The organism is Variovorax sp. TLI9-5A (genome assembly GCF_056867935.1).
This window is the reverse complement of the sequence record NZ_CP200310.1, coordinates 1,467,673-1,488,072: the sequence shown is the minus strand read 5'-3', so window position 1 is coordinate 1,488,072 and position 20,400 is coordinate 1,467,673. Positions and strand designations below refer to the sequence as shown.

The following is a 20,400-nucleotide window of genomic DNA, read 5'->3' as shown; positions in this document are numbered from 1 at the left end:
GGTCGCGGTCGCCGCCGTGGAGGCGGTTTTTTCAGGCCGCACGCAGCTCGCCGATGGTGGCCGCGGGCTGCGGCTTTCCGTGCTGCGCGATCAGCGAAGTGAACTCGCGCAGCTGCACATGGAGCTCGGTGAGGTTGCTCTCCTGCGCCGCCAGTTCGACCAGCCGCTCGTCGAGGTTGCCCGCCGCGCTCTGGATGCGCTCGATCGCCTCGATGCGCTTGCTGAAGTTGCGGCGGCGTTCCTTGAGCTGCGCATCGATCTGCGCGCTTGCGCCCTTGCTCCAGCGCTCGACCTCGGTCATGGCCGCCTCGTTGACCAGCCGCAACCGGCTGGCTAGCGCGCGCACCAGCTTGTCGCAGAAGTCGGCCTGCGCGAGCTTGAGCAGGTTGCCCACGCCCAGGTAATGGATGTGGCTGCGCTCGATCTGCGCGAGCTCCTGCTCGAAGCCCGTGAGGTCGGGTTCTGCCGGCGCCTGCAGGGTGAAGCCCTGCTCGGCGTTGAGCTGGCGGAAGGTGGCGTGCAGCATCGACTGGATCTCGGCCGTGGTCGCCTGCACCTCGCGCAGGTTGTTGCGCAGCGAGTCGAAAGTCTCGGCGTACACCTTGCGCACGTTGAACTTGACGCCGGGGCGCTTGAGCGCAGCCGACAGCTTCACCATGTCGGCCTTCAGCGCGGTGCGCCCGAGCACGGCATACACCTCGCGCAGCAGTTTCCCCTGCACCGAGCGCAGCGCCAGGATGCGCGTGTTGCTGCCTTCGAATTCGGCATGCTCCTGGTCGATGCGCGCGCGCATGTGGCGGATCACCGAAACGTTCTTGCCGCGCAGCCCTTGCAACTCGAGCGCCTGCTCGGCCAGGTCGCGCTGGCGCACCTTGAGGATGCGCTCGGCCTCGACGCGCAGCGCTGTCATGCCCGCGTCGACCGCGAGCCGCAGCATGGTTTCGCGCTTGCCCAGCACGCCTTCGGCCAGCAGCGATTCGAGCGCCGGCAGGCGACTGGCCTGCAGCAGCTGGCCGTCGTGCTGGATCTTGGCCTGCAGGCCCTTCTGCGCGGACACGGGCAGCACCTGCGCCAGCGGCACTTCGAGCAGGCGGGCCGCGCCTTCGCGCTGGCGCTCGATCTGCAGCTCGATCTGCGCAGGCGTGCTGAGCGTGTCCCACATGGTGTCGATCTTGTTGAGCACCACGAAGCGCGTGTCGTTGCTTTCGTCCTCGGTGATCAGGTGCTCGCGCCAGATGGAAAGGTCGGAGCGCGTCACGCCGGTCTCGGCGCCAAGAATGAAGACCACCGCGTGCGCCTGCGGAATCAGGCTCACCGTCAGTTCGGGTTCGGCGCCGATCGCGTTCAGGCCCGGCGTGTCCAGGATCACCAGCCCCTGCTCCAGCAGAGGATGCGGCATGTTCAGCACCGCGTGACGCCAGCGCGGGATCTCGACGCGGCCTTCGGCGTCCTGCACCGGGTTGTCGTCGGGTGTCTCGTCGTTCCAGAAGCCCAGCGTGCGGGCTTCGTCCTTGCTCACCCAGCGTACCTCGGCCACCTTGCCCATGGCCTGCGCCAGGTGCTCGGCGTTGCCGACGTCGATGGCGATCTCGGTCCAGCGCGTGGGCTTGTCGCGCCAGTGGGCCAGCGAATGGGGCTCCAGCCGGGTCTCGATGGGCAGCAGCCGCAGCTTGGGCGCGATCGCGGCGTCGTAGCCCAGCTCGGTCGGGCACATCGTGGTGCGGCCGGCGCTCGCGGGCATGATGCGCCGCCCGTAGCCGGCGAAGAAGATGGCGTTGATCAGCTCCGACTTGCCGCGCGAGAACTCGGCCACGAAGGCGACCATGACCTTGCTGGTGCGGATCTGCGTTTCCAGCCCGCGCAGGCGCTCCGCCACCGCCTGGTCGAGCAGCTCGTTCTCGGTCAGCCAGCGGGACAGCCACTGCAGCCGGTGGGCGAAATTGCTCCGCCACGCACCGTGCTGATCGAGTTGTTGGTTGAAGGAGCGGCTCAAGGGGAATATGTAAGAAACAATTTACAAATATAGCATCGGGAGGCGGCAACAACCGCGTCCAAAGTGTTTCACCCGAACCGGTTCACCGGGCTCCGCGCCTTCCGATTTCTCTTCTCTTCTTTTCTTCCCTATTACTTCTGGCAATTGGGGCAGTAATAGGTAGAACGCTGCCCTTGGCGCAACAGCCGGATCGGCGTTGCACAAACCCGACAGGGCTCGCCCGCGCGGCCGTAGACGGTCGCCTCAAGCTGGAAGTAACCGTTCTGCCCGTCGATATTGGAGAAATCGCGCAGCGTGCTGCCGCCCTTCTCCACCGCCCGCGCCAGTATCTCGCGCACCGCCGCGTGCAGTTTGGCCGCACGCGGGCGGCTGATGCGCGCGGCCGACAGCGTCGGCCGGATGCCCGCCTGGAACAGCGCCTCCGACGCGTAGATGTTGCCCACGCCCACCACCACGTCGCCCGCCAGGAGCACCTGCTTGACGGCGGTCTTCCGCTTCTTGAGGCCGGCGTGGAAGGCGTCGAGGTCGAAGCCTTCGTCCAGCGGCTCCATGCCCAGGCCGCCCAGCAGCTTGATGGCCCATGGGGCGGATTCGTCTTCCACGTAAACAACTGCGCCGAAACGGCGCGGGTCGTTGAGCCTGAGCGTGCCCCGGTTGGTAACAAGATCGAAGTGATCGTGCGGGCCAGGCGGCGGCAGCGCGGCATCGAAGCGCAGGCTGCCCGACATGCCCAGGTGCAGCAGCAGGATGCCGCGATCGAGATCGATCAGCAGGTACTTGCCGCGCCGGCGCACCTCGCGCACCTGCCGGCCGACCAGCGCCTCGGGCAGCACCATCAGCGCCCATCGCAGCGGCTTGCCGATGCGCACCGACTCGATGCGGCCGCCCGCGATGCGGTCGGCAAACCCACGGCGGGTGACTTCGACTTCGGGTAGCTCGGGCATGAAAAGTAAATCTCCGGCAAACGCCTGCGTCGGCGAAGCCCCACGCGATGCTCGTACAAAAGGCTGGATTATTATGGTTGCATGAACTTTTCGCCCCGCCGACACCGCCTTGCGGCGGCCGCGTCTCTCGCCTTGCTGGCCTGCGCCACCCACGCGCAAACTTCCGATCCGGCAGCTCCCGTCAGCCCCACTCCCGCCATCGAACGGCCGGCGCAATCGAAGCCCGCAGCCAGGCCTAGGCCGGCCGCGGCCAAGGAAGCCGCCGAACCCGCGCCGCTGCAATCCGCGCTGACGGCCGACCTGTTCTACGAGATCCTGATGGGCGAGATGACCGCCCGCTCCGGTGACCCCGGCTCCGGCTATGCACTCGTGCTCGACGCCGCCCGCCGGCTGCGCGACGGCAAGCTGTTCCAGCGCGCGGTCGAGATCGCGCTGCAGTCGCGCTCCGGCGATGCCGCGCTTGCCGCGGCACGCGCCTGGCAGGAAACCTTGCCGAATTCGCGCGACGCACGCCGCATCGAGTTGCAGATCCTGATCGCGCTGAACCGCATCAGCGAAACCGTCGAGCCGCTGCGCGCCGAAGTGGCGGCCACCTCGCAGATCGAACGTCCGCTGCTGATGGCCGTGATCGCACGCAACTACTCGCGCGCATCGGACAAGAAGCTGGCAGCCTCGGTCGTCGAGCAGGCGCTGGTCGACGAACTGAAGAACCCCACCACTGGCGGGCTGGCCTGGGCCACCGTCGGCCGGCTGCGTCTCAACGCCGGCGATGCGTCGGGCGCGCTCGAGGCCGCGCGCAAGGGCCAGGAGATCGATCCGGCCTCCGACGCGCCCGCAGCTCTGGCGCTCGAAATGATCGACCCCAGCCAGCCGCTCGCAGAGCCGATCGTCACGCGCTTCCTGAACAACAACCCGAAGGCCTCGCCTGACCTCCGCGTGGCCTATGCGCGCGTGCTGGTCGAGAACCGCCGCTACAGCGATGCCTCCGCCCAGCTGCAGGCGCTGACCACCTCGCGCCCCGAACTCGCGGAACCATGGTTGCTGCTCGGCAGCCTGCAGATGCAGGCCCGGCAGGACGCGGCGGCCGAGGCCTCTATCAAGCGCTTCATCGAACTGTCGGGCAACCCGAAGGGCGGCAACAGCAAGGACGCGGACGATGCGGCCGACCGCAAGCGCGGCGTGTCGCAGGCGTACTTCGCACTGTCGCAGCTGGCGGAACGGCGCAAGGACTATGCGGCGGCCGAGCGCTGGCTCTCGCGCGTCGACGGCGCCGACGAACTGGTGGCCGCACAGACCCGCCGCGCGAGCCTGCTGGCCCGCCAGGGCAAGCTGCCGCAGGCGCGCGAAATCATTCGCAGCCTGCCCGAGCGCACGGCCGAGGACAAGAAGCAGAAATTCCTTGCCGAAGTGCAGCTGCTGCGCGACGCCAAGCAGTACCAGGCGGCCTACGACATGCTCTCCCAGGCTTCGGCGGCATCGCCGGACGACGGCGACCTCGTCTACGACCAGGCCATGGTCGCCGAGAAGCTCAACCGCCTCGACGACATGGAACGCCTGCTGCGCCGCCTCATCGAGCTCAAGCCCGAGAATCAGAACGCGTACAACGCGCTGGGCTACTCGCTGGCCGATCGCAAGATCAGGCTCGAGGAGGCACGCACGCTGATCCAGAAGGCGGTGCAGCTGGCGCCTGAAGATCCGTTCATCGCCGACAGCCTGGGCTGGGTCGAATTCCGCCTCGGCAACACGGCGGAGGCCATCCGCATCCTCGAGGCGGCCTACAAGACGCGGCCCGATCCCGAGATCGGAGCGCACTTCGGCGAAGTCCTGTGGACCTCCGGCCAGAAGGACCGCGCGGTCACGATCTGGAAAGAAGCCCTGCTGAGCGACGCCGAGAACGAGACGCTGCAGGAAACGCTCAAGCGCCTGCGAGTGAAGCCCTGACATGGCGCAGGCAGAGGCATTCGCGCCGATGCGGGGCGGCCGTCGCGCTTTTCTGGCGGCGGGCGGGGCAGCGGCCCTGCTGATTACCGGTTGCGCGCAGCTGTCCGGCGGCTCTTCCGCGCCGAAGACCACCGACAGCTGGAGCGGCCGCATGTCGCTGCGCATCGAGAGCGAGCCGGTGCAGACCTTCGCCGCGCTGTTCGAGTTGCGCGGCTCGGCCGAAGCGGGCGACCTGACGCTCACGACGCCCATCGGCAGCACGCTCGCGCAACTGCACTGGGCACCGGGCGAGGCGCTGCTGAAGGACGGCAGCAAGACTCGGCGCTTCGACTCCGTGGATGAGCTGATCGAGGCCGCTACCGGCGCGGCCATTCCGGTCGGCGCCCTCTTCGGCTGGCTCGCGGGCCGCAACGAGCCCGTGCCCGGCTGGAAGCCCGATCTCGCGCAACTCGGCAGCGGGCGGTTGCAGGCGGTGCGCGAGTCGCCGAGCCCGCGGGCCGACCTGCGCATCGTGTTCGAGCGGTCATGAAGGCGATCTACGACCTCCCCGCGCCGGCCAAGCTCAATCTCTTTCTCCACATCACCGGCCGGCGCGACGACGGCTATCACCTGCTGCAGTCGGTGTTCATGCTGATCGACTGGTGCGACACGCTGCACGTCGAATTGCGGCGCGACGGCCAGCTCAGCCGCGAGGACCTGACGACGGAGCTGCCCGCGGACGACCTGATCCTGCGCGCCGCGCGCGCCCTGCAGCCGTTCGCGGCGCCCGGCCAGGGTGCGCACATCGGCGTCGCCAAGCATGTGCCAGCACAGGCGGGCATGGGCGGAGGTTCGTCGGATGCCGCCACCTGCCTGCTCGCGCTGAACCGCCTGTGGGGGCTGAACCTGCCGCTGTCGCGGCTGGCCCACATCGGCCTGAAGCTGGGTGCCGACGTGCCCTTCTTCCTCGGCGGGCGCAACGCGTGGGTGGAAGGCATCGGGGAGGAAATCACACCGGTTACACTTCCGTCGGCGCGCTTCGCGGTGGTCAAACCACCCGAGGGACTCGATACCCGATTAATTTTTTCGGACTCAGGCCTTCAACGTGCCACGCCTGTTGCTATAATCTCAGGCTTTGCTGCAGACAGCGAATCGTCGGAAGCGACAAACTTGGGAAACCAGGTTTTCGACTTCGGCCACAACGACCTGCAGCCGGTTGCCCAGCGACTTTGTCCCGCGGTCACCGACGCCATCGAATGGCTCGGCGCCCAAGGATTGAAGGCCCGGATGACTGGCTCCGGAAGCTCGGTGTTCGCGAAGCTGCCGCAATCGCCGCAGGAAGCGGAACTGCTCGAAGCCCCCGAAGGCTGGCAGGTTCGTCAATGCAGCAACCTGGAAGCCCATCCACTCTGCGGATGGGCAACCTGAAGATGATCGGATCGTTCATTCGGTTCGATGCGACATATATCGGTTGATGGCGAAAGCCGTCGACCCGTGTAGGGGAGTCGCCAAGCTGGTTAAGGCACTGGATTTTGATTCCAGCATGCAAAGGTTCGAATCCTTTCTCCCCTGCCAAATCTTCACGACTGCGGCCCGATGGCCGCAGTCTTCATTTGCAGCCCACCCGCTGCAATAATCGGCGGCTCACCGGCCGCCACGCCTACGAACCTTTTGGCGGCTTCCTAAGCCCACTTGCACTGCCGGGACGCGCTCATGCAGGCTAATCACCCTGATTTCATGGTTTTCACCGGCAACGCCAATCCGGGCCTTGCTGCAGAAATCGCGCACAACCTCGGCACCTCGCTGGGCGCTGCCCGCGTCGGCCGCTTCTCCGACGGCGAAGTCACCGTCGAAATCAACCAGAACGTCCGCGCACGCGACGTGTTCGTGGTGCAGTCGACCTGCGCACCGACGAACGAAAACCTGATGGAACTGCTGATCATGGTCGACGCGCTCAAGCGCGCTTCGGCTGAACGCATCAGCGCCGTGATCCCCTACTTCGGCTATGCCCGCCAGGACCGCCGCCCGCGCTCGAGCCGCGTGCCGATCTCGGCCAAGGTCGTGGCCAACCTGCTGGAAACCGTCGGTGTCGAGCGCGTGCTCACCATGGACCTGCACGCCGACCAGATCCAGGGCTTCTTCGACATCCCCGTCGACAACATCTACGCCTCGCCGGTGCTGCTGGGCGACCTGCGCGCCAAGAACTACGAAGACCTGATCGTGGTTTCGCCCGACGTCGGCGGCGTGGTTCGCGCCCGTGCGCTGGCCAAGCAGCTGAATTGCGACCTCGCCATCATCGACAAGCGCCGCCCGAAGGCCAACGTCAGCGAAGTCATGAACGTGATCGGTGAGATCGATGGCCGCAACTGCGTGATCATGGACGACATGATCGACACCGCCGGCACGCTGGTCAAAGCGGCCGAAGTACTGAAGGAGCGCGGCGCCAAGAGCGTGTATGCCTACTGCACGCACCCGATCTTCTCGGGCCCGGCCATCGAGCGCATCACGCAGGGCTCGGCCCTCGACGAAGTGGTCGTGACCAACACCATTCCCCTTTCCGACGGCGCCAACGCCTGCGGAAAGATCCGCCAGCTCTCCGTGGCACCGCTGATCGCCGAGACGATCCAGCGCATTGCCAAGGGCGAGTCGGTGATGAGTTTGTTCTCGGATCAGGACAACCTGTTCTGACCGGGGCATGAAGCGGGCCTCCTTTACGGGAGGCCTTTTTGAACCGGAGTCGCACTGGTCGCGGTGGACTCTTACAGGAGCTAGTTATGAAATTCGTCGCTTTTGAGCGCGCAAAGCAGGGCACGGGTGCGAGCCGCCGTCTCCGCATCACGGGCAAGACCCCCGGCATCGTCTACGGTGGCGACACCCAGCCGCAACTGATCGAAATCGATCACAACGCGCTGTGGCACGCCCTGAAGAAGGAAGCTTTCCACTCCAGCGTTCTGGAAATGGAACTGGGCGGCAACGTCAGCAAGGTTCTGCTGCGCGACGTGCAATACCACCCCTTCCGCCAGCTGGTGCAGCACATCGACTTCCAGCGCGTGGACGCCAAGACCCGCATGACCCTGAAGGTGCCCGTGCACTTCAAGGGCGAGGAAGAGTCCGACGCCGTCAAGCTCGACCACAACCTGGTCAACCACGTCACGACCGAACTGGAAGTGAACTGCCTGCCGACCGACCTGCCCGAGTTCATCGAAGTCGACCTGTCGGGCCTGAAGAAGAACGGCACCGTCACGCTGAAGGACATCAAGCTGCCCCGCGGCGTGAAGTGGGTCAGCCACGGCAAGGCCAACCCGGTGCTGGCTTCGGCCGTGACGCCGGCTGCTGAAGAAGAAGCTCCCGCCGAAGGCGCAGCAGCTGCAGACGCAGCAGCAGCCGCTCCGGCCGGCAAGGGTGGCAAGGCCGCGGCCAAGACGCCCGCTGCCAAGGCACCTGCCAAGAAGTAATTCGCTTCTTTCGCATTTGTTGCTTGTCGAAGGCCCGCCTCGTGCGGGCCTTCTGCTTTTCCGGCGACCGGATAATCCACGACCATGATCAAGCTGTTTGTCGGCCTCGGAAACCCGGGCCCCGAGTACGAAGCCACGCGGCACAACGCCGGCTTCTGGTGGATCGACGCCCTCGCGCGCGAATGGAAGCTCAATCTCGTGCCCGAGCGCAGCTACCACGGCCTCGCCGCACGCACGAGCATCGGCGGCCAGAGCATCTGGCTGCTGGAGCCGCAGACCTTCATGAACCTGTCGGGCAAGTCGGTGGCCGCCCTCGCGCGCTTCTTCAAGATCGCGCCGGAAGAGATCCTCGTGGTGCACGACGAGCTCGACGTGGTCCCGGGCCAGGTCAAGCTCAAGTTCGGCGGCAGCCATGCGGGCCACAACGGGCTGCGCGACATCCACGCGCAACTGGGCACCGGCGACTACTGGCGGCTGCGCCTGGGCATCGGGCATCCCGGCGTGAAGTCGGAGGTCGTCAACTGGGTGCTCAAGAAGCCGCTCAAGGAACAGCGCGAAGCGATCGAGGACGCCATCACCCGCACGCTGCACGCGATTCCCGCGCTGGTCGCGGGCGAGATGGAAAAGGCGACCCTGGTCATTCACACGAGCAAACCACCCCGGCCCAAACCGCCGCGGAGGGAGCCCGGCGAAGGGGGCACGCCTGCCGCCACCTAGCCGGCCATTGAAGTGCAGGGAGGGAGAGAAATAAAAATGAGCGAGAAGAAAGAGAAGGACGGAAAGACGGTTTCGAAAACCGCGGCCGCTATCTTTTCAATAGCAATCGGCGTCTGTTCCGCAGGTGCTGCCGCCCAAGGGGCGAACACCTGGCGCTGCGGCAACACCTATTCCGACCAGCCCTGCGAAGGCGGCAGGACGGTGAAGGTGGATGACCGCCGCAGCGACGAAGACCGCCGCGCCGCCGATGCCGGCACCCGAGGTGTCCAGACCCAGGCTGACCGCATGGAACGCAACCGCCTGTCGCTGGAAAAGACGGCCTGGGAGCGCGACCAGCGCGCCGCGCGGGAGGCAAGAAGCGCGGCCCTGGCTGAAAAGCGGCTCGCCATGGCTGAACAGAAGGAGCGCGACCGCGCGCGCAAAGAGGCCAGCGCGCCCCGCAAGTCCAGCATGAGCTTCAGCAGCAGCCCGGGCACGGAAGCGCCGGATCGGAAGAAAAAGAAACGGAAATCGGCCGACTGAGTGCCGGATTGATCAGGCGCCGCCCGGCGCGGCCGCCACCTTGATCGCCGTGAGACGCTGGTACTTCTGCATCAGCGTCTCGCGGCTTTCCACATGCTCGGGGTTCACGGGAATGCAGGCCACAGGGCAGATCTGCACGCATTGCGGCTCATCGAAATGGCCCACGCACTCGGTGCACTTGTGCGGATCGATCTCGTAGAACTCCTCGCCCATGTAGATCGCATCGTTCGGGCACTCGGGCTCGCAGACATCGCAATTGATGCATTCGTCGGTGATCATGAGGGCCATGGCCCCGATTATCGCGGCTCGGGCCGGGCCGGCAGCCGGTGGATGACAAAGGCCACATTCGCGGCACATTTGTTGCGGGAGTCAGTTATGCTGCGCCCCGCCCCATGAGTCTGTTCCTAGTCAAGCGCCTCGCCACGCTGATCGGCACCCTGATCGGCGCCTCGGTCATCGTCTTCCTCGTGCTCGAGATCCTGCCCGGCAACGCCGCGCAGATGCTCATGGGCCCCGACGCCTCGCCCGAGGCCGTGGCTGCACTCGCCACCAAGCTCGGCCTCGACCAGCCCGCCTGGACGCGCTACTGGCACTGGATCGGCGGCCTGCTCACCGGCAACCTCGGCGACAGCTACGCCTACAGCTCGCCCGTGCTCGACCTCATCCTCGAGCGCCTTGCATTGACGGTGCCCCTGGCCGTGATGGCCATGGCGCTCACGGTCGTGATCGCGCTGCTGGTGGGCGTGACCGCCGCGGCCCGCCACAACAAGCTCGGCGACGTCGGCCTCATGGGCATGGCCCAGGTCGGCATCGCCATTCCCAACTTCTGGTTCGCCATCCTGCTGATCCTGGTGTTCTCGGTGCAGCTGCAGTGGTTCTCCGCCGGCGGCTTCGAAGGTTGGGGCGAAGGGATCTTCGCTGGGATCAAGTCGCTGCTGCTGCCGGCGCTGTCGCTGGCGGTGGTGCAGGCGGCGATCCTCGCGCGCATCACGCGTTCGGCAGTGCTGGAAGTGATGCGCGAAGACTTCGTTCGCACCGCCCGCGCCAAGGGCGTGTCGCAGCGCATGGTGCTTTGGACGCACGTGCTGCGCAACGCGATGATTCCCGTCATCACGGTCATGGGCATGCAGTTCTCGGAACTCTTGGCCGGCACGATCGTGGTGGAGAACGTGTTCTATCTTCCCGGCCTGGGCCGGCTGATCTTCCAGGCCATCAGCAACCGCGACCTGATCGTGGTGCGCAATTGCGTGATGCTGCTGGCGGCCATGGTGGTCATCGTGAACTTCGTGGTCGACGTGCTCTATGCCGTCATCGACCCGCGCATCAAGGCCAGCGACATATGAGCACCGTCACCGCTCCCAGCGCCGCCGCGCTCAAGGTGCCGGGTTTCTGGCGCCGCGCATTGCATCACCGCAGCTTCGTGCTGGGCGGCACGCTCACGCTGCTCCTGCTGCTGGCAGCCGCCGTCTCGCTGGTGTGGACGCCTTGGTCGCCCTACGAGATGGACATGGCCAACAAGCTGAAGCCGCCGACGGGTTCGCACTGGTTGGGCACCGACACCTATGGGCGCGACGTGGCTTCGCTGCTGCTCGTCGGTGCGCGCGCATCCATCCTGGTGGGCGTGATCGCGGTGGGCATCGGCCTCGTGGTCGGCACCGCGCTCGGCCTGCTCGCCGCTGCAAAGCGCGGCTGGGTCGAGGAGGCCATCATGCGGCTCACCGACTTCTCGCTGGCCTTCCCCGCGATCCTCTCGGCCATCATGATGACGGCGGTGTTCGGCGCGGGCATCGTCAACGCGATCATCGCCATCGGCATCTACAACATCCCGACCTTCGCGCGCATCACACGCGCATCGGCCAATGCGATCTGGTCGCGCGAGTACGTCGCCGCCGCACGCGCCTGCGGCAAGGGCAGCTTCGCCATCACCATGCAGCACGTGCTGCCGAACATCTCGGCCGTGCTGATCGTGCAGATCACCATCCGCTTCGCCATCGCCATCCTTGCCGAGGCCGCCCTCTCCTACCTCGGCCTTGGCACGCAACCGCCGCAACCCTCGTGGGGCCGCATGCTCAGCGAAGCCCAGACGATGATGTTCCAGGCGCCGCTGCTCGCGGTGTTCCCCGGCATGGCCATCGCCTTCGCGGTGCTTGGCCTGAACCTGCTCGGCGACGGCTTGCGCGACCTGCTCGATCCACGACTCGCGAGAGCAAGGTAGGCGAGGTAAGCAAGATGCCCCTGCTCGAAGTCAAGGACCTCCACATCGGCCTGCAGACGCAGCGCGGCCCGGCAGAGGCAGTGCGCGGCGTCGGCTTCTCGCTCGAGCGCGGCGAAACGCTGGGCATCGTCGGCGAGTCGGGTTGCGGCAAGTCGATCACCGTGATGTCGCTCATGGGCCTGCTGCCTGCCACCGCGAAGGTCGGCGGCAGCATCCGCTTCGACAGCACCGAGCTCGTCGGACTGCCAGAGAAGCAGATGTGCGAGATCCGCGGCAACCGCATCGGCATGATCTTCCAGGAGCCGATGACGGCGCTGAACCCGGTGCACACCATCGCGCGCCAGGTCGGCGAGCCGCTGCGGCTGCATCGCGGGCTCTCGAAAGCCGACGCACGCAAGGAAGTGCTCGCGCTGCTGGAGCGCGTGGGCATTCCGGATGCTGCCTCGCGCCTCGACGCCTACCCGCACCAATTTTCCGGCGGGCAGCGCCAGCGCATCGGCATCGCGATGGCGCTCGCCTGCGGGCCCGACCTGCTGATTGCCGACGAGCCGACGACGGCGCTCGACGTCACCATCCAGAAGCAAATCCTCGAGCTGATCCAGAGCCTCGTGGCCGAGCGCGGCATGGCGCTGATCCTGATCTCCCACGACCTCGGCGTGATCGCGCAGACAGTGTCGAAGATGCTCGTGATGTACGGCGGCAGCGTGGTCGAGAGCGGCCCTACCGAAGCCGTGTTCGCAAGGCGCGCCCATCCGTACACGCAAGGCCTGTTCGCCGCGCGCCCCGTCATCGGTGCGCCCCGCGGCGTGCGGCTGGCCACCATCAAGGGCAGCGTACCCGAGCTGGTCGACCTGCCGAAGGGCTGCCCTTTCGCGGGACGATGCAGCTACACCGTCGACGCCTGCACGACCATCCGGCCGCCGGCCACGATGCTTCCGCAGGACCATGCGGTGCGCTGCATCAGGCTGGAAGAGATCGCCACGCTTGAAGCCGGGGAGGCCATCGCGCGATGAGCACGGCCGCCACCAGTGCATCGACGCCGCTGCTGCGGGTCACCGATCTCGTCCGGCACTACGCGCTGCCGCGCGAGAAGCTATTCGGCCCGCCGCCCACCGTGAAGGCGCTCAACGGCGTGAGCTTCGAAGTGCAGGCCGGCCAGAGCGTGGGCATCGTTGGCGAATCGGGCTCGGGCAAATCGACCATCGCGCGTCTCGTGATGGCACTCGATACGCCCACTTCAGGCACCGTCTCGCTCGAAGGCCGCAACCTGCACGCGCTCTCGAAGGAAGAACTGCGCGTGGCGCGGCGCGACTTCCAGATGGTGTTCCAGGACCCGTACGGCTCGCTCGACCCGCGCCAGACGGTGGCACGCATCGTCGCCGAGCCGCTCGAAGCACTCGCGGCCACCACCCGCGCCGAACAGCGCGAACGCGCCGCCGAGACGCTCGCCGCCGTGGGCCTGCGCACCACCGACATGGACAAGTACCCGCACGAGTTCTCGGGCGGACAGCGCCAGCGCATCGCCATCGCGCGCGCGCTCATCACGCGCCCCAAGCTCATCGTGGCCGACGAACCCGTGAGCGCGCTCGACGTGTCGGTGCAGGCGCAGGTGCTCAACCTGATGCAGGACCTGCAGCAGCAGTTCGGCATCAGCTATCTGCTCATCAGCCATGACCTGGCGGTGGTCAACCATCTCTGCGACAACGTGTGCGTGGTCTTCAAGGGTCGCATCGTGGAGCAGGGAGCGCCCGCCGAGCTCTTCCAGCATGCGCAGCACGAGTACACGCGCACGCTGCTCGACGCAGTGCCACGCACGCCCGCCGGCGGCACGCTGCTGCCAGGCTGACATCGAAGCGTCGTCCCGCCTCCTTAGGATGAGTGGGTCATAAGCATCTGGTTGCGCACGCGCGCGCCGTCGCGGATGATGCCTGCCCCCTGTTTCGAGGACACCGCTTCATGCTCAAACGACGCACCCTGCTCGCCACCGGCGCCGCAGCCCTGACTCCGCTGGCCTTGCCGACCATCGCGCTGGCACAGAAGAAAAAGGATGCGCTGGTCATCGGCCTCACGCTGGAGCCCACGGGCCTGGACCCCACGGCCAAGGCCGGCGCGGAGATCGCAGAGGTGGTGCTCTACACCGTCTTCGAAACCCTCACCAAGATCAACTCCGACGGCAGCGTCACACCGCTGCTGGCCGAGAGCTGGGAAGTCTCGCCCGACCTGAAGACGCTCACCTTCAAGCTCAGGCGCGGCGTGAAGTTCCAGAACGGCGAGCCCTTCAGCGCGCAGAGCGTGAAGTTCTCGTTCGACCGCGCGGCCGCGGCCAACAGCACCAACAAGGACAAGCGCACCTTCACCAACATCGCGACGCAGCTGGTCGACGAGCACACGGTGGTGCTCATCACCAAGGAGATCGAGCCCGACCTGCTGTTCCTTCTCGGCCAGGCCTCGGCCATCATCGTCGAGCCGAAGACGGTGGAGACCAACGCCACCAAGCCGGTCGGTACCGGCCCCTACAGGCTCGACAACTGGGCCAAGGGCTCGAGCATCGTGCTCGCCAAATGGGATGGCTGGCGCGGCGCCGACACGGTGCAGATCCGCAAGGCCAGCTTCCGCTTCATCTCCGAGCCGGCCGCGCAGACCGCCGCGCTGCTCTCGGGCGACGTCGACCTGTTCCCGCATGCCTCGGTGTCGCGCAGCCTGCCGCAGTTCCAGAACGACAAGCGCTTCCAGATCGTCTTCAACGCCTCGCGCGGCAAAACCATCCTCGCCATCAACAACAGGCGCAAGCCGCTGGACGACGTGCGCGTGCGCCGCGCCATCTCGGCGGCCATCGACCGCAAGGCAGTGATCGAGGCCGCCGCCGACGGCCGTGGCGTGCCCATCGGCAGCCACTACGTGCCGGGTGCGCCCGGCTACGTCGACACCACCGGCATCAACGCCTACGACGTGGAGAAAGCGAAGAAGCTGCTGGCCGAGGCGGGCGTGAAAACGCCGCTCGAACTCGATCTGGTGCTGCCGCCACCGCCCTACGCACGCCAGGGCGGCGAGCTCATCGCCGCGCAGCTCGCCAAGGTGGGCATCGTCGCGAAGATCCAGAACGTCGAATGGGCGCAGTGGATCAGCGGCACCTACGGCAACAAGAACTACGACCTCTCGCTGATCCTGCACGTCGAGCCCTTCGACCTGGTGAACTACACCAAGCCGGAGTACTACTGGGGCTACCAGTCGCCGAAGTTCAACGAGATCTTCGAGAAGGCGCGCAACGCGGCGCGCTCCGCCGATCGCCTGCGCTACCTGGGCGACGCGCAGCGGCTGCTGGCGGAAGACGCGGCCAACGTCTTCCTGTACCAGCCGCAGTTCATCACCGTGGCGGCGCGCAACCTGCGCGGGCTGTGGAAGGACACGCCGATCTTCGTGAACGACATCGCAGCCCTGTCCTGGACCTGATCAGCTGGACCTGATCAGCTGGACCTGATCAGCTGGACCTGATCAGCTGGACGCCCCGCATACGGGAACGTCCCGAGTAAAAACCGGCCCTCGGGCCGCGCGGCGACGTGCCTGCTGCATCAAAATGACCGGTCGCGCAGGTGGCATCTTTCGTGCTGCGTGCCGTGTCTTTCGCGGCGCCGCGCCTCCCTTCGGGGCACGGCGTGCGCCGCAGCAGTCGTCCGCCATTCGAACCTGGCTTGTTTTTCCGGAGATCACACGTATGTTGAACCGTCGCACCCTCCTTACCACCGCCGGCGCCACCGTGGCGCTGGCCAGCCCGCTCGCCGGCATGGCGCAGGGCAGGAAGGACGCCATCGTGATCGGCATGGCGCTCGAGCCGCCGGGGCTCGATCCGACCACCGGTGCCGCGGCCGCCATCGCCGAGGTCGTGCAGTACAACATCCTGGAGACGCTCACCAAGATCAACTCCGACGGCAGCGTCACGCCGCTGCTGGCCGAGAGCTGGGAGATCTCGCCCGACCTCAAGACCTACACCTTCAAGCTGAAGCGCGGCGTGAAGTACCAGAACGGCGAGCCCTTCAACGCGGCCGCCGTCAAGTTCTCGTTCGACCGCGCCGGCAGCGAGAAGAGCACCAACAAGGACAAGCGCACCTTCGCCAACCTGAGCACGCAGGTGGTCGACGACTACACGGTGGTCATCATCAACAAGGAGATCGACCCCGACCTGCCCTTCGTGCTGGGCCAGGCCACGGCCGTGATCGTCGAGCCCAAGAGCGCCGAGGGCAATGCCACCAAGCCGGTCGGCACCGGCCCCTACAAGCTCGACAACTGGGCCAAGGGCTCGTCGATCACGCTGAGCAAGTGGGAAGGCTTTCGCAGCCCCGCCACCGCGAAGATCAACAAGGTCACCTTCCGCTTCATCTCCGACACGGCCGCGCAGGCCGCGGCCATGCTCTCGGGCGACATCGACGTGTTCCCGCGCATCGGCACGCGCGTGGTGCAGCAGTTCAAGATGAACCCGCAGTTCCAGGTGATCCTGGCCGGTTCGCGCGCCAAGACCATCCTGTCGATCAACAACCGCAAGAAGCCGCTGGACGACGTGCGCGTGCGCCGCGCCATCCTGGCTGCCATCGACCGCAAGGCAGTGATCGAGGGCGCGGCCGACGGCTTCGGCGTGCCCATCGGCAGCCACTACGTGCCGGGCGCGGCGGGCTATGTCGACACCACCGGCATCAACCCCTTCGACGTGGAGAAGGCCAAGAAGCTGCTGGCCGAGGCCGGCGTGAAGACGCCGCTCGAACTGAAGATGACGCTGCCCCCGCCGCCCTACGCGCGCCAGGGCGGCGAGGTGATCGTGGCGCAACTGGCCAAGATCGGCATTGTGGTGAAGGTGCAGAACGTCGAGTGGGCCCAGTGGCTCAGCGGCACCTACGGCAACAAGGACTACGACCTGTCGATCGTCTCGCACGTGGAGCCCTTCGACCTCGGCAACTACGCCAAGCCCGACTACTACTGGGGCTACCAGTCGAAGGCCTTCGACACGCTGTTCGACAAGATCAAGACCACCGCCAGCGCCACCGAGCGCAACAAGCTGCTGGGCGACGCGCAGAAGATGCTGGCCACCGACGCGGCCAACGGCTTCCTGTACCAGCCGCAGTTCCCGACGGTCGCGAAGAAGAGCGTCAAGGGCATCTGGAAGGAAAACCCGATCTTCGTCAACGACCTCTCCGCACTCTCGTGGAGCTGAACGACCTTTCCGCGCAGGAGCTCGCCGCCGCCTACCGCGACCGCAAGCTCTCGCCGGTCGAGGTCACGCAGGCCGTGATCGCGCAGGTGGAGCGATGGGAGCCTCACCTGCAGGCCACCTGGCTCTTCAGGCCCGAAGCGGCGCTCGATCAGGCGCGCGCCTCCGAGGCACGCTGGCTGCGCGGCGATGCACGCGGGCCGCTGGACGGCGTGCCGGCCACTATCAAGGAAAACATCGCGACGCGCGGCGACCCGATGCCCGCGGGCACGGCCGCCGTCGACCTGAAGCCCGCGACCGCCGATGCCCCACCCGCCGCACGCCTGAAGGAAGCCGGCGCAGTGATCGTGAGCAAGACCACGATGCCGGACTACGGCATGCTGTCCTCGGGGCTGTCGAGCTTCCACACGCTGGCACGCAACCCGTGGGACCTGAGCCTGACGCCCGGCGGCTCCAGCGCGGGTGCCGGTGCCGCCACGGCAGCGGGCTACGGCCCCCTGCACCTGGGCACCGACATCGGCGGCTCGCTTCGCCTGCCCGCGAGCTGGTGCGGCATCTTCACGCTCAAGCCCAGCCTGGGACGCGTCCCCATCGACCCGCCCTACATGGGCCGCGCGGCAGGACCGATGACGCGCACCGTGGGCGACGCCGCGCTGCTGATGCAGGCGCTGGCTAAGCCCGACGCGCGCGACAGCATGAGCCTGCCGGCGCAGGACATCGACTGGGCGAGCTTCGACGTGGCGCCCGACCATCTGCGCGGCCTGCGCTTCGGGCTTCTGCTCGACGCGGGCTGCGGCCTGGCGGTGGAGCCCGAGATACAGGCGGCGGTCGAGCAGGCCGCGCGCCTGCTCGAGAAGGCCGGCGCCATCATCGAGCCGATGCAGCCCTTCATGTCGCAGGCCATGCTCGACGGCATGGACCACTTCTGGCGCATGCGCTCGCTGGTGGACATGAAGAGCCTGCGCGCCGACCAGCGCTCCAGGGTGCTGCCCTACATCCGCGAATGGGCCGAGAGCGCGGCGGAGTTCAGCGGCGAGCACGTGTTCCGCGGCTTCAGCCAGTTCCATGCGACGCGCGTGGCCGCCGTGAGCGCCTGCGCGCGCTTCGACTACGTGATCTCGCCCGTGTCGCCCAACATGCCCGCGGCGGCCGAGGCGCCCTCGCCCACCAACGACCCGCTGCGGCCGCTGGAGCACATCGGCTTCACCGTGCCGTTCAACATGTCGGAGCAGCCGGCTGCTTCGGTGAACTGCGGGTACTCGGCTTCGGGCCTGCCGATCGGCCTGCAGATTGCCGGCCAGCGCTTCGATGATCTCGGCGTGCTGCGCGTGTCGCGCGCCTTCGAGCAGATCCGCGAACCGCAGCGGCCCTGGCCGTCGCCGCCCGGCCGCTAGCGAGACAGCTCAGGTCGCCGCATACCGCCCCGGCTTGTGGTTGATCCAGAGAAAGAGCCCCATCACCACAGCCGCCAGCACCGACCAAGCCACCCGCTGTGGCGGAATCACGAACAGGGCGAGCAGCACCACCGTGCAGTCGATGCCGATCTGCACCTTGCCGGCGGGCCAGCCACGCTTTTCCTGCAGGTACAGCGTGAGCACCGTCGCGCCGCCCAGGCTGGCGCGGTGGCGGGCGAGGAACAGGCAGCCGGTGCCCAGCATCAGGCCGCCGAGCACGGCGGCGAAGGCCGGGTGCAGGGAATCGATGGAGAGATAGCGCGGCGCCAGGTCGGTCATCACCGAGAGCAGCGCGATGGCCGAGAAGGTCTTGAGCGTGAATGCCCGGCCCATGTGGCGCCAGGCGAACCAGTAGAACGGGAGGTTGACCAGGAAGAACAGCTTTCCGAAGCTCGCGCCGGTGGCGTAGTGCAAGAGGAACGCAATGCCGGCCGTGCCGCCGGTGAGCAGCCCCGCCTGGCCGAACAGCATCATCGCGATGGCGACGAACAGCGTGCCCGAGAAGATGGCCTGCGCGTCGTCGAAGCGGGTGTGGCGCAGCAGGCTGGGCGAGGAGGTCGTGGGAGGTGGCGCATCCATGGCCGAGGCTGACGCAAATCCCGCGCCACCCCTACATCAGGTGCGTTGCCAGCATCTCCCTGGCCCGGGTCACGAACGCGGTTTCCCCCTTGCGCCCCGGCAGAAACTGGAAGGCGACGCGCGGCAGCGCCGGCAGGCCGTGCGGCGGCGCCAGCCGCGTCACGCCGTCGCTGATCGCGGACTCGTTCAGGCAGGCCACGCCCAGCCCTGCCGCCAGTGCCGACTGCAGGCCCGCAACGCCCGAGGCGACGTGCGCCAGCGCATAGGGCACGCGCCGGCGCCGCAGCAGCGAAACGGTGAATTGGTGCAGCGAGCAGGTGTCGGGCAGGGCCAGCAGCCGCAGCGGCTCCCCACGCACGAGCCGCATGCCCTCCGCGCCGAGCCACACCAGCGATTCGCGCCTGAGCACCGCGCCACGAGCCTCCGGCGCGGAGGCCCCGGCGATGTTCATCGCGATGCCCACGTCGAAATCGCCGTGCGCATAGGCCGAGCGCAGCGCGTCGCTCTTGAGGATGGTGACGTGCAGCCGCACCCTGGGATAGCTTTCGCCGAGCCGCCCCAGGAGCCGCGTGAGGTCGCCGGGCCGGAAGTAGTCGGTAACGGCCAGCCGCAGCTCGCCCTGCAGCGTCTCGCCGTGCAGGTCGCGGAATGCCTCGTCGCTCAGCGCGAGGATGCGCCGCGCATAGCCCAGCAGCCGCACGCCCGCCTCGGTGGGCGCAACACCCGCCTTGCTGCGCGTGAGCAGCGACTGCCCTGCCCGCTCTTCCAGCTTGCGGATCTGCTCGCTCACCGATGACTGCGAGAGGAAGACACGCGGCGCGGCCGCCGTGAGGCTGCCCGCGTCGACGACGGTGGCCAGCGTGCGCAGTTGCTCCAGGTCGAACCCTTGCATGGTCAATCCATCCGTTTATCCGATGAAACACATCATATCTTCCCGCTTTTCCGATGACCGGCCGGCTCCCAGAATCACCCCATCGACAACCCATTCATCCAAGGAGTCCGCCATGCCCCACATCGTCGTCCACCTCTCCGGCCAACCCGACGCCGACCTCACCCGCAAGACCGTCGACGCCGTCGCCGAGCTCACGCAGAGCGTGCTCGGCAAGCAGCTGCCGGTCATCGCCATTACCGTGCAATACATCGCCGCCGACGCCTGGTTCATCGGTGGCCAGTCGCTGGCCTCGCTGGGCAAGTCGGCCTTCCATCTCGACATCAGCATCACCGACGAGACCAACACCAAGGCCGAGAAGGCGCGCTACCTGCGCGAGGTGCACGCGGCCATGGCGAAGATCAGGCCGGACCTGCACGAGGTGTCGTACATCCACGTGATCGACGCGCGCGGCGCGGCCTACGGCTACGGCGGCAAGACGCAGGAGTACCGCCACCAGCAGGCCGGTGTCTGAG

General features: G+C 67.1%; 20 protein-coding genes and 1 tRNA gene. 16 read left to right on the top strand and 5 right to left on the bottom strand.

What is annotated here, in order from left to right:
• Positions 1-31: 31 nt before the first annotated feature.
• Both AC1VNX_RS07240 and mutM read right to left on the bottom strand, forming a co-directional pair.
• Complete coding sequence (locus AC1VNX_RS07240; protein ID WP_483156095.1) at positions 32-1,993, bottom strand: dynamin family protein; 1,962 nt, start codon at positions 1,991-1,993, stop codon at positions 32-34.
• Between the two features lie 131 nt (positions 1,994-2,124).
• Positions 2,125-2,937 carry a bifunctional DNA-formamidopyrimidine glycosylase/DNA-(apurinic or apyrimidinic site) lyase gene (mutM, locus tag AC1VNX_RS07235; RefSeq protein ID WP_483156094.1) on the bottom strand — a complete coding sequence of 271 codons (813 nt, stop codon included), beginning with the start codon at positions 2,935-2,937 and terminating at the stop codon, positions 2,125-2,127.
• 81 nt (positions 2,938-3,018) lie between these two features.
• Between mutM and AC1VNX_RS07230 the strand changes: the two genes are divergently transcribed.
• From AC1VNX_RS07230 to AC1VNX_RS07195, 8 genes are all read left to right on the top strand, one after another.
• A complete protein-coding gene (locus tag AC1VNX_RS07230) occupies positions 3,019-4,878 on the top strand; it encodes a tetratricopeptide repeat protein (protein WP_483156093.1) in 1,860 nt (619 codons plus the stop codon).
• Between the two features lies 1 nt (position 4,879).
• Positions 4,880-5,407 (top strand): lipoprotein insertase outer membrane protein LolB, encoded by a 528-nt coding sequence (locus AC1VNX_RS07225; protein ID WP_483156092.1) that lies wholly within the window; start codon positions 4,880-4,882, stop codon positions 5,405-5,407.
• Positions 5,404-6,285, top strand: a complete 882-nt coding sequence (gene ispE / locus AC1VNX_RS07220; protein ID WP_483156091.1) for a 4-(cytidine 5'-diphospho)-2-C-methyl-D-erythritol kinase — start codon at positions 5,404-5,406, stop codon at positions 6,283-6,285. Before AC1VNX_RS07225 ends, ispE begins: the two co-directional genes overlap by 4 nt.
• A 70-nt stretch (positions 6,286-6,355) precedes the next feature.
• Positions 6,356-6,432 (top strand) — tRNA-Gln (locus AC1VNX_RS07215).
• Between the two features lie 138 nt (positions 6,433-6,570).
• Complete coding sequence (locus AC1VNX_RS07210) at positions 6,571-7,545, top strand: ribose-phosphate pyrophosphokinase (RefSeq protein ID WP_081269883.1); 975 nt, start codon at positions 6,571-6,573, stop codon at positions 7,543-7,545.
• A gap of 86 nt (positions 7,546-7,631) precedes the next feature.
• Positions 7,632-8,312: a 50S ribosomal protein L25/general stress protein Ctc gene (locus tag AC1VNX_RS07205; protein WP_483156090.1), complete on the top strand. Its 681-nt coding sequence runs from the start codon at positions 7,632-7,634 to the stop codon at positions 8,310-8,312.
• Between the two features lie 84 nt (positions 8,313-8,396).
• The gene (pth, locus tag AC1VNX_RS07200) at positions 8,397-9,029 is read left to right on the top strand and encodes an aminoacyl-tRNA hydrolase (RefSeq protein ID WP_184640656.1); all 633 of its coding nucleotides are present in this window, start codon (positions 8,397-8,399) and stop codon (positions 9,027-9,029) included.
• Positions 9,030-9,065: 36 nt separating this feature from the next.
• A complete protein-coding gene (locus AC1VNX_RS07195; RefSeq protein WP_483156089.1) occupies positions 9,066-9,551 on the top strand; it encodes a hypothetical protein in 486 nt (161 codons plus the stop codon).
• Positions 9,552-9,563: 12 nt separating this feature from the next.
• Here the strand turns inward: AC1VNX_RS07195 and AC1VNX_RS07190 are convergent, their stop codons facing one another.
• Entirely contained in the window at positions 9,564-9,839 is a 276-nt protein-coding gene (locus tag AC1VNX_RS07190; protein WP_483156088.1) for a YfhL family 4Fe-4S dicluster ferredoxin, read from the bottom strand.
• A 104-nt stretch (positions 9,840-9,943) separates the two neighbouring features.
• Between AC1VNX_RS07190 and AC1VNX_RS07185 the strand changes: the two genes are divergently transcribed.
• From AC1VNX_RS07185 to AC1VNX_RS07155, 7 genes are all read left to right on the top strand, one after another.
• Complete coding sequence (locus AC1VNX_RS07185; RefSeq protein WP_483156087.1) at positions 9,944-10,894, top strand: ABC transporter permease; 951 nt, start codon at positions 9,944-9,946, stop codon at positions 10,892-10,894.
• Positions 10,891-11,766, top strand: a complete 876-nt coding sequence (locus AC1VNX_RS07180) for an ABC transporter permease (protein ID WP_483156086.1) — start codon at positions 10,891-10,893, stop codon at positions 11,764-11,766. The genes AC1VNX_RS07185 and AC1VNX_RS07180 overlap by 4 nt, the downstream gene beginning before the upstream one ends.
• 14 nt (positions 11,767-11,780) lie before the next feature.
• Positions 11,781-12,779, top strand: coding sequence for an ABC transporter ATP-binding protein (locus AC1VNX_RS07175; protein WP_483156085.1), 999 nt, complete (start codon positions 11,781-11,783; stop codon positions 12,777-12,779).
• Positions 12,776-13,612 (top strand): ATP-binding cassette domain-containing protein, encoded by an 837-nt coding sequence (locus tag AC1VNX_RS07170; protein ID WP_483156084.1) that lies wholly within the window; start codon positions 12,776-12,778, stop codon positions 13,610-13,612. Before AC1VNX_RS07175 ends, AC1VNX_RS07170 begins: the two co-directional genes overlap by 4 nt.
• A gap of 110 nt (positions 13,613-13,722) precedes the next feature.
• Positions 13,723-15,216, top strand: coding sequence for an ABC transporter substrate-binding protein (locus tag AC1VNX_RS07165; protein ID WP_483156083.1), 1,494 nt, complete (start codon positions 13,723-13,725; stop codon positions 15,214-15,216).
• A gap of 262 nt (positions 15,217-15,478) precedes the next feature.
• Positions 15,479-16,966, top strand: coding sequence for an ABC transporter substrate-binding protein (locus AC1VNX_RS07160; RefSeq protein WP_483156082.1), 1,488 nt, complete (start codon positions 15,479-15,481; stop codon positions 16,964-16,966).
• Positions 16,957-18,357: an amidase gene (locus AC1VNX_RS07155; protein ID WP_483156081.1), complete on the top strand. Its 1,401-nt coding sequence runs from the start codon at positions 16,957-16,959 to the stop codon at positions 18,355-18,357. The genes AC1VNX_RS07160 and AC1VNX_RS07155 overlap by 10 nt, the downstream gene beginning before the upstream one ends.
• Before the next feature lie 9 nt (positions 18,358-18,366).
• Here AC1VNX_RS07155 and AC1VNX_RS07150 read toward each other — a convergent pair whose 3' ends face one another.
• Positions 18,367-18,996 carry a YitT family protein gene (locus AC1VNX_RS07150; protein ID WP_483156080.1) on the bottom strand — a complete coding sequence of 210 codons (630 nt, stop codon included), beginning with the start codon at positions 18,994-18,996 and terminating at the stop codon, positions 18,367-18,369.
• Between the two features lie 31 nt (positions 18,997-19,027).
• The gene (locus AC1VNX_RS07145) at positions 19,028-19,888 is read right to left on the bottom strand and encodes a LysR family transcriptional regulator (RefSeq protein WP_483156079.1); all 861 of its coding nucleotides are present in this window, start codon (positions 19,886-19,888) and stop codon (positions 19,028-19,030) included.
• A gap of 112 nt (positions 19,889-20,000) precedes the next feature.
• Between AC1VNX_RS07145 and AC1VNX_RS07140 the strand changes: the two genes are divergently transcribed.
• Positions 20,001-20,399, top strand: coding sequence for a tautomerase family protein (locus AC1VNX_RS07140; protein ID WP_432727598.1), 399 nt, complete (start codon positions 20,001-20,003; stop codon positions 20,397-20,399).
• The last annotated feature ends 1 nt before the right edge of the window (position 20,400 follow it).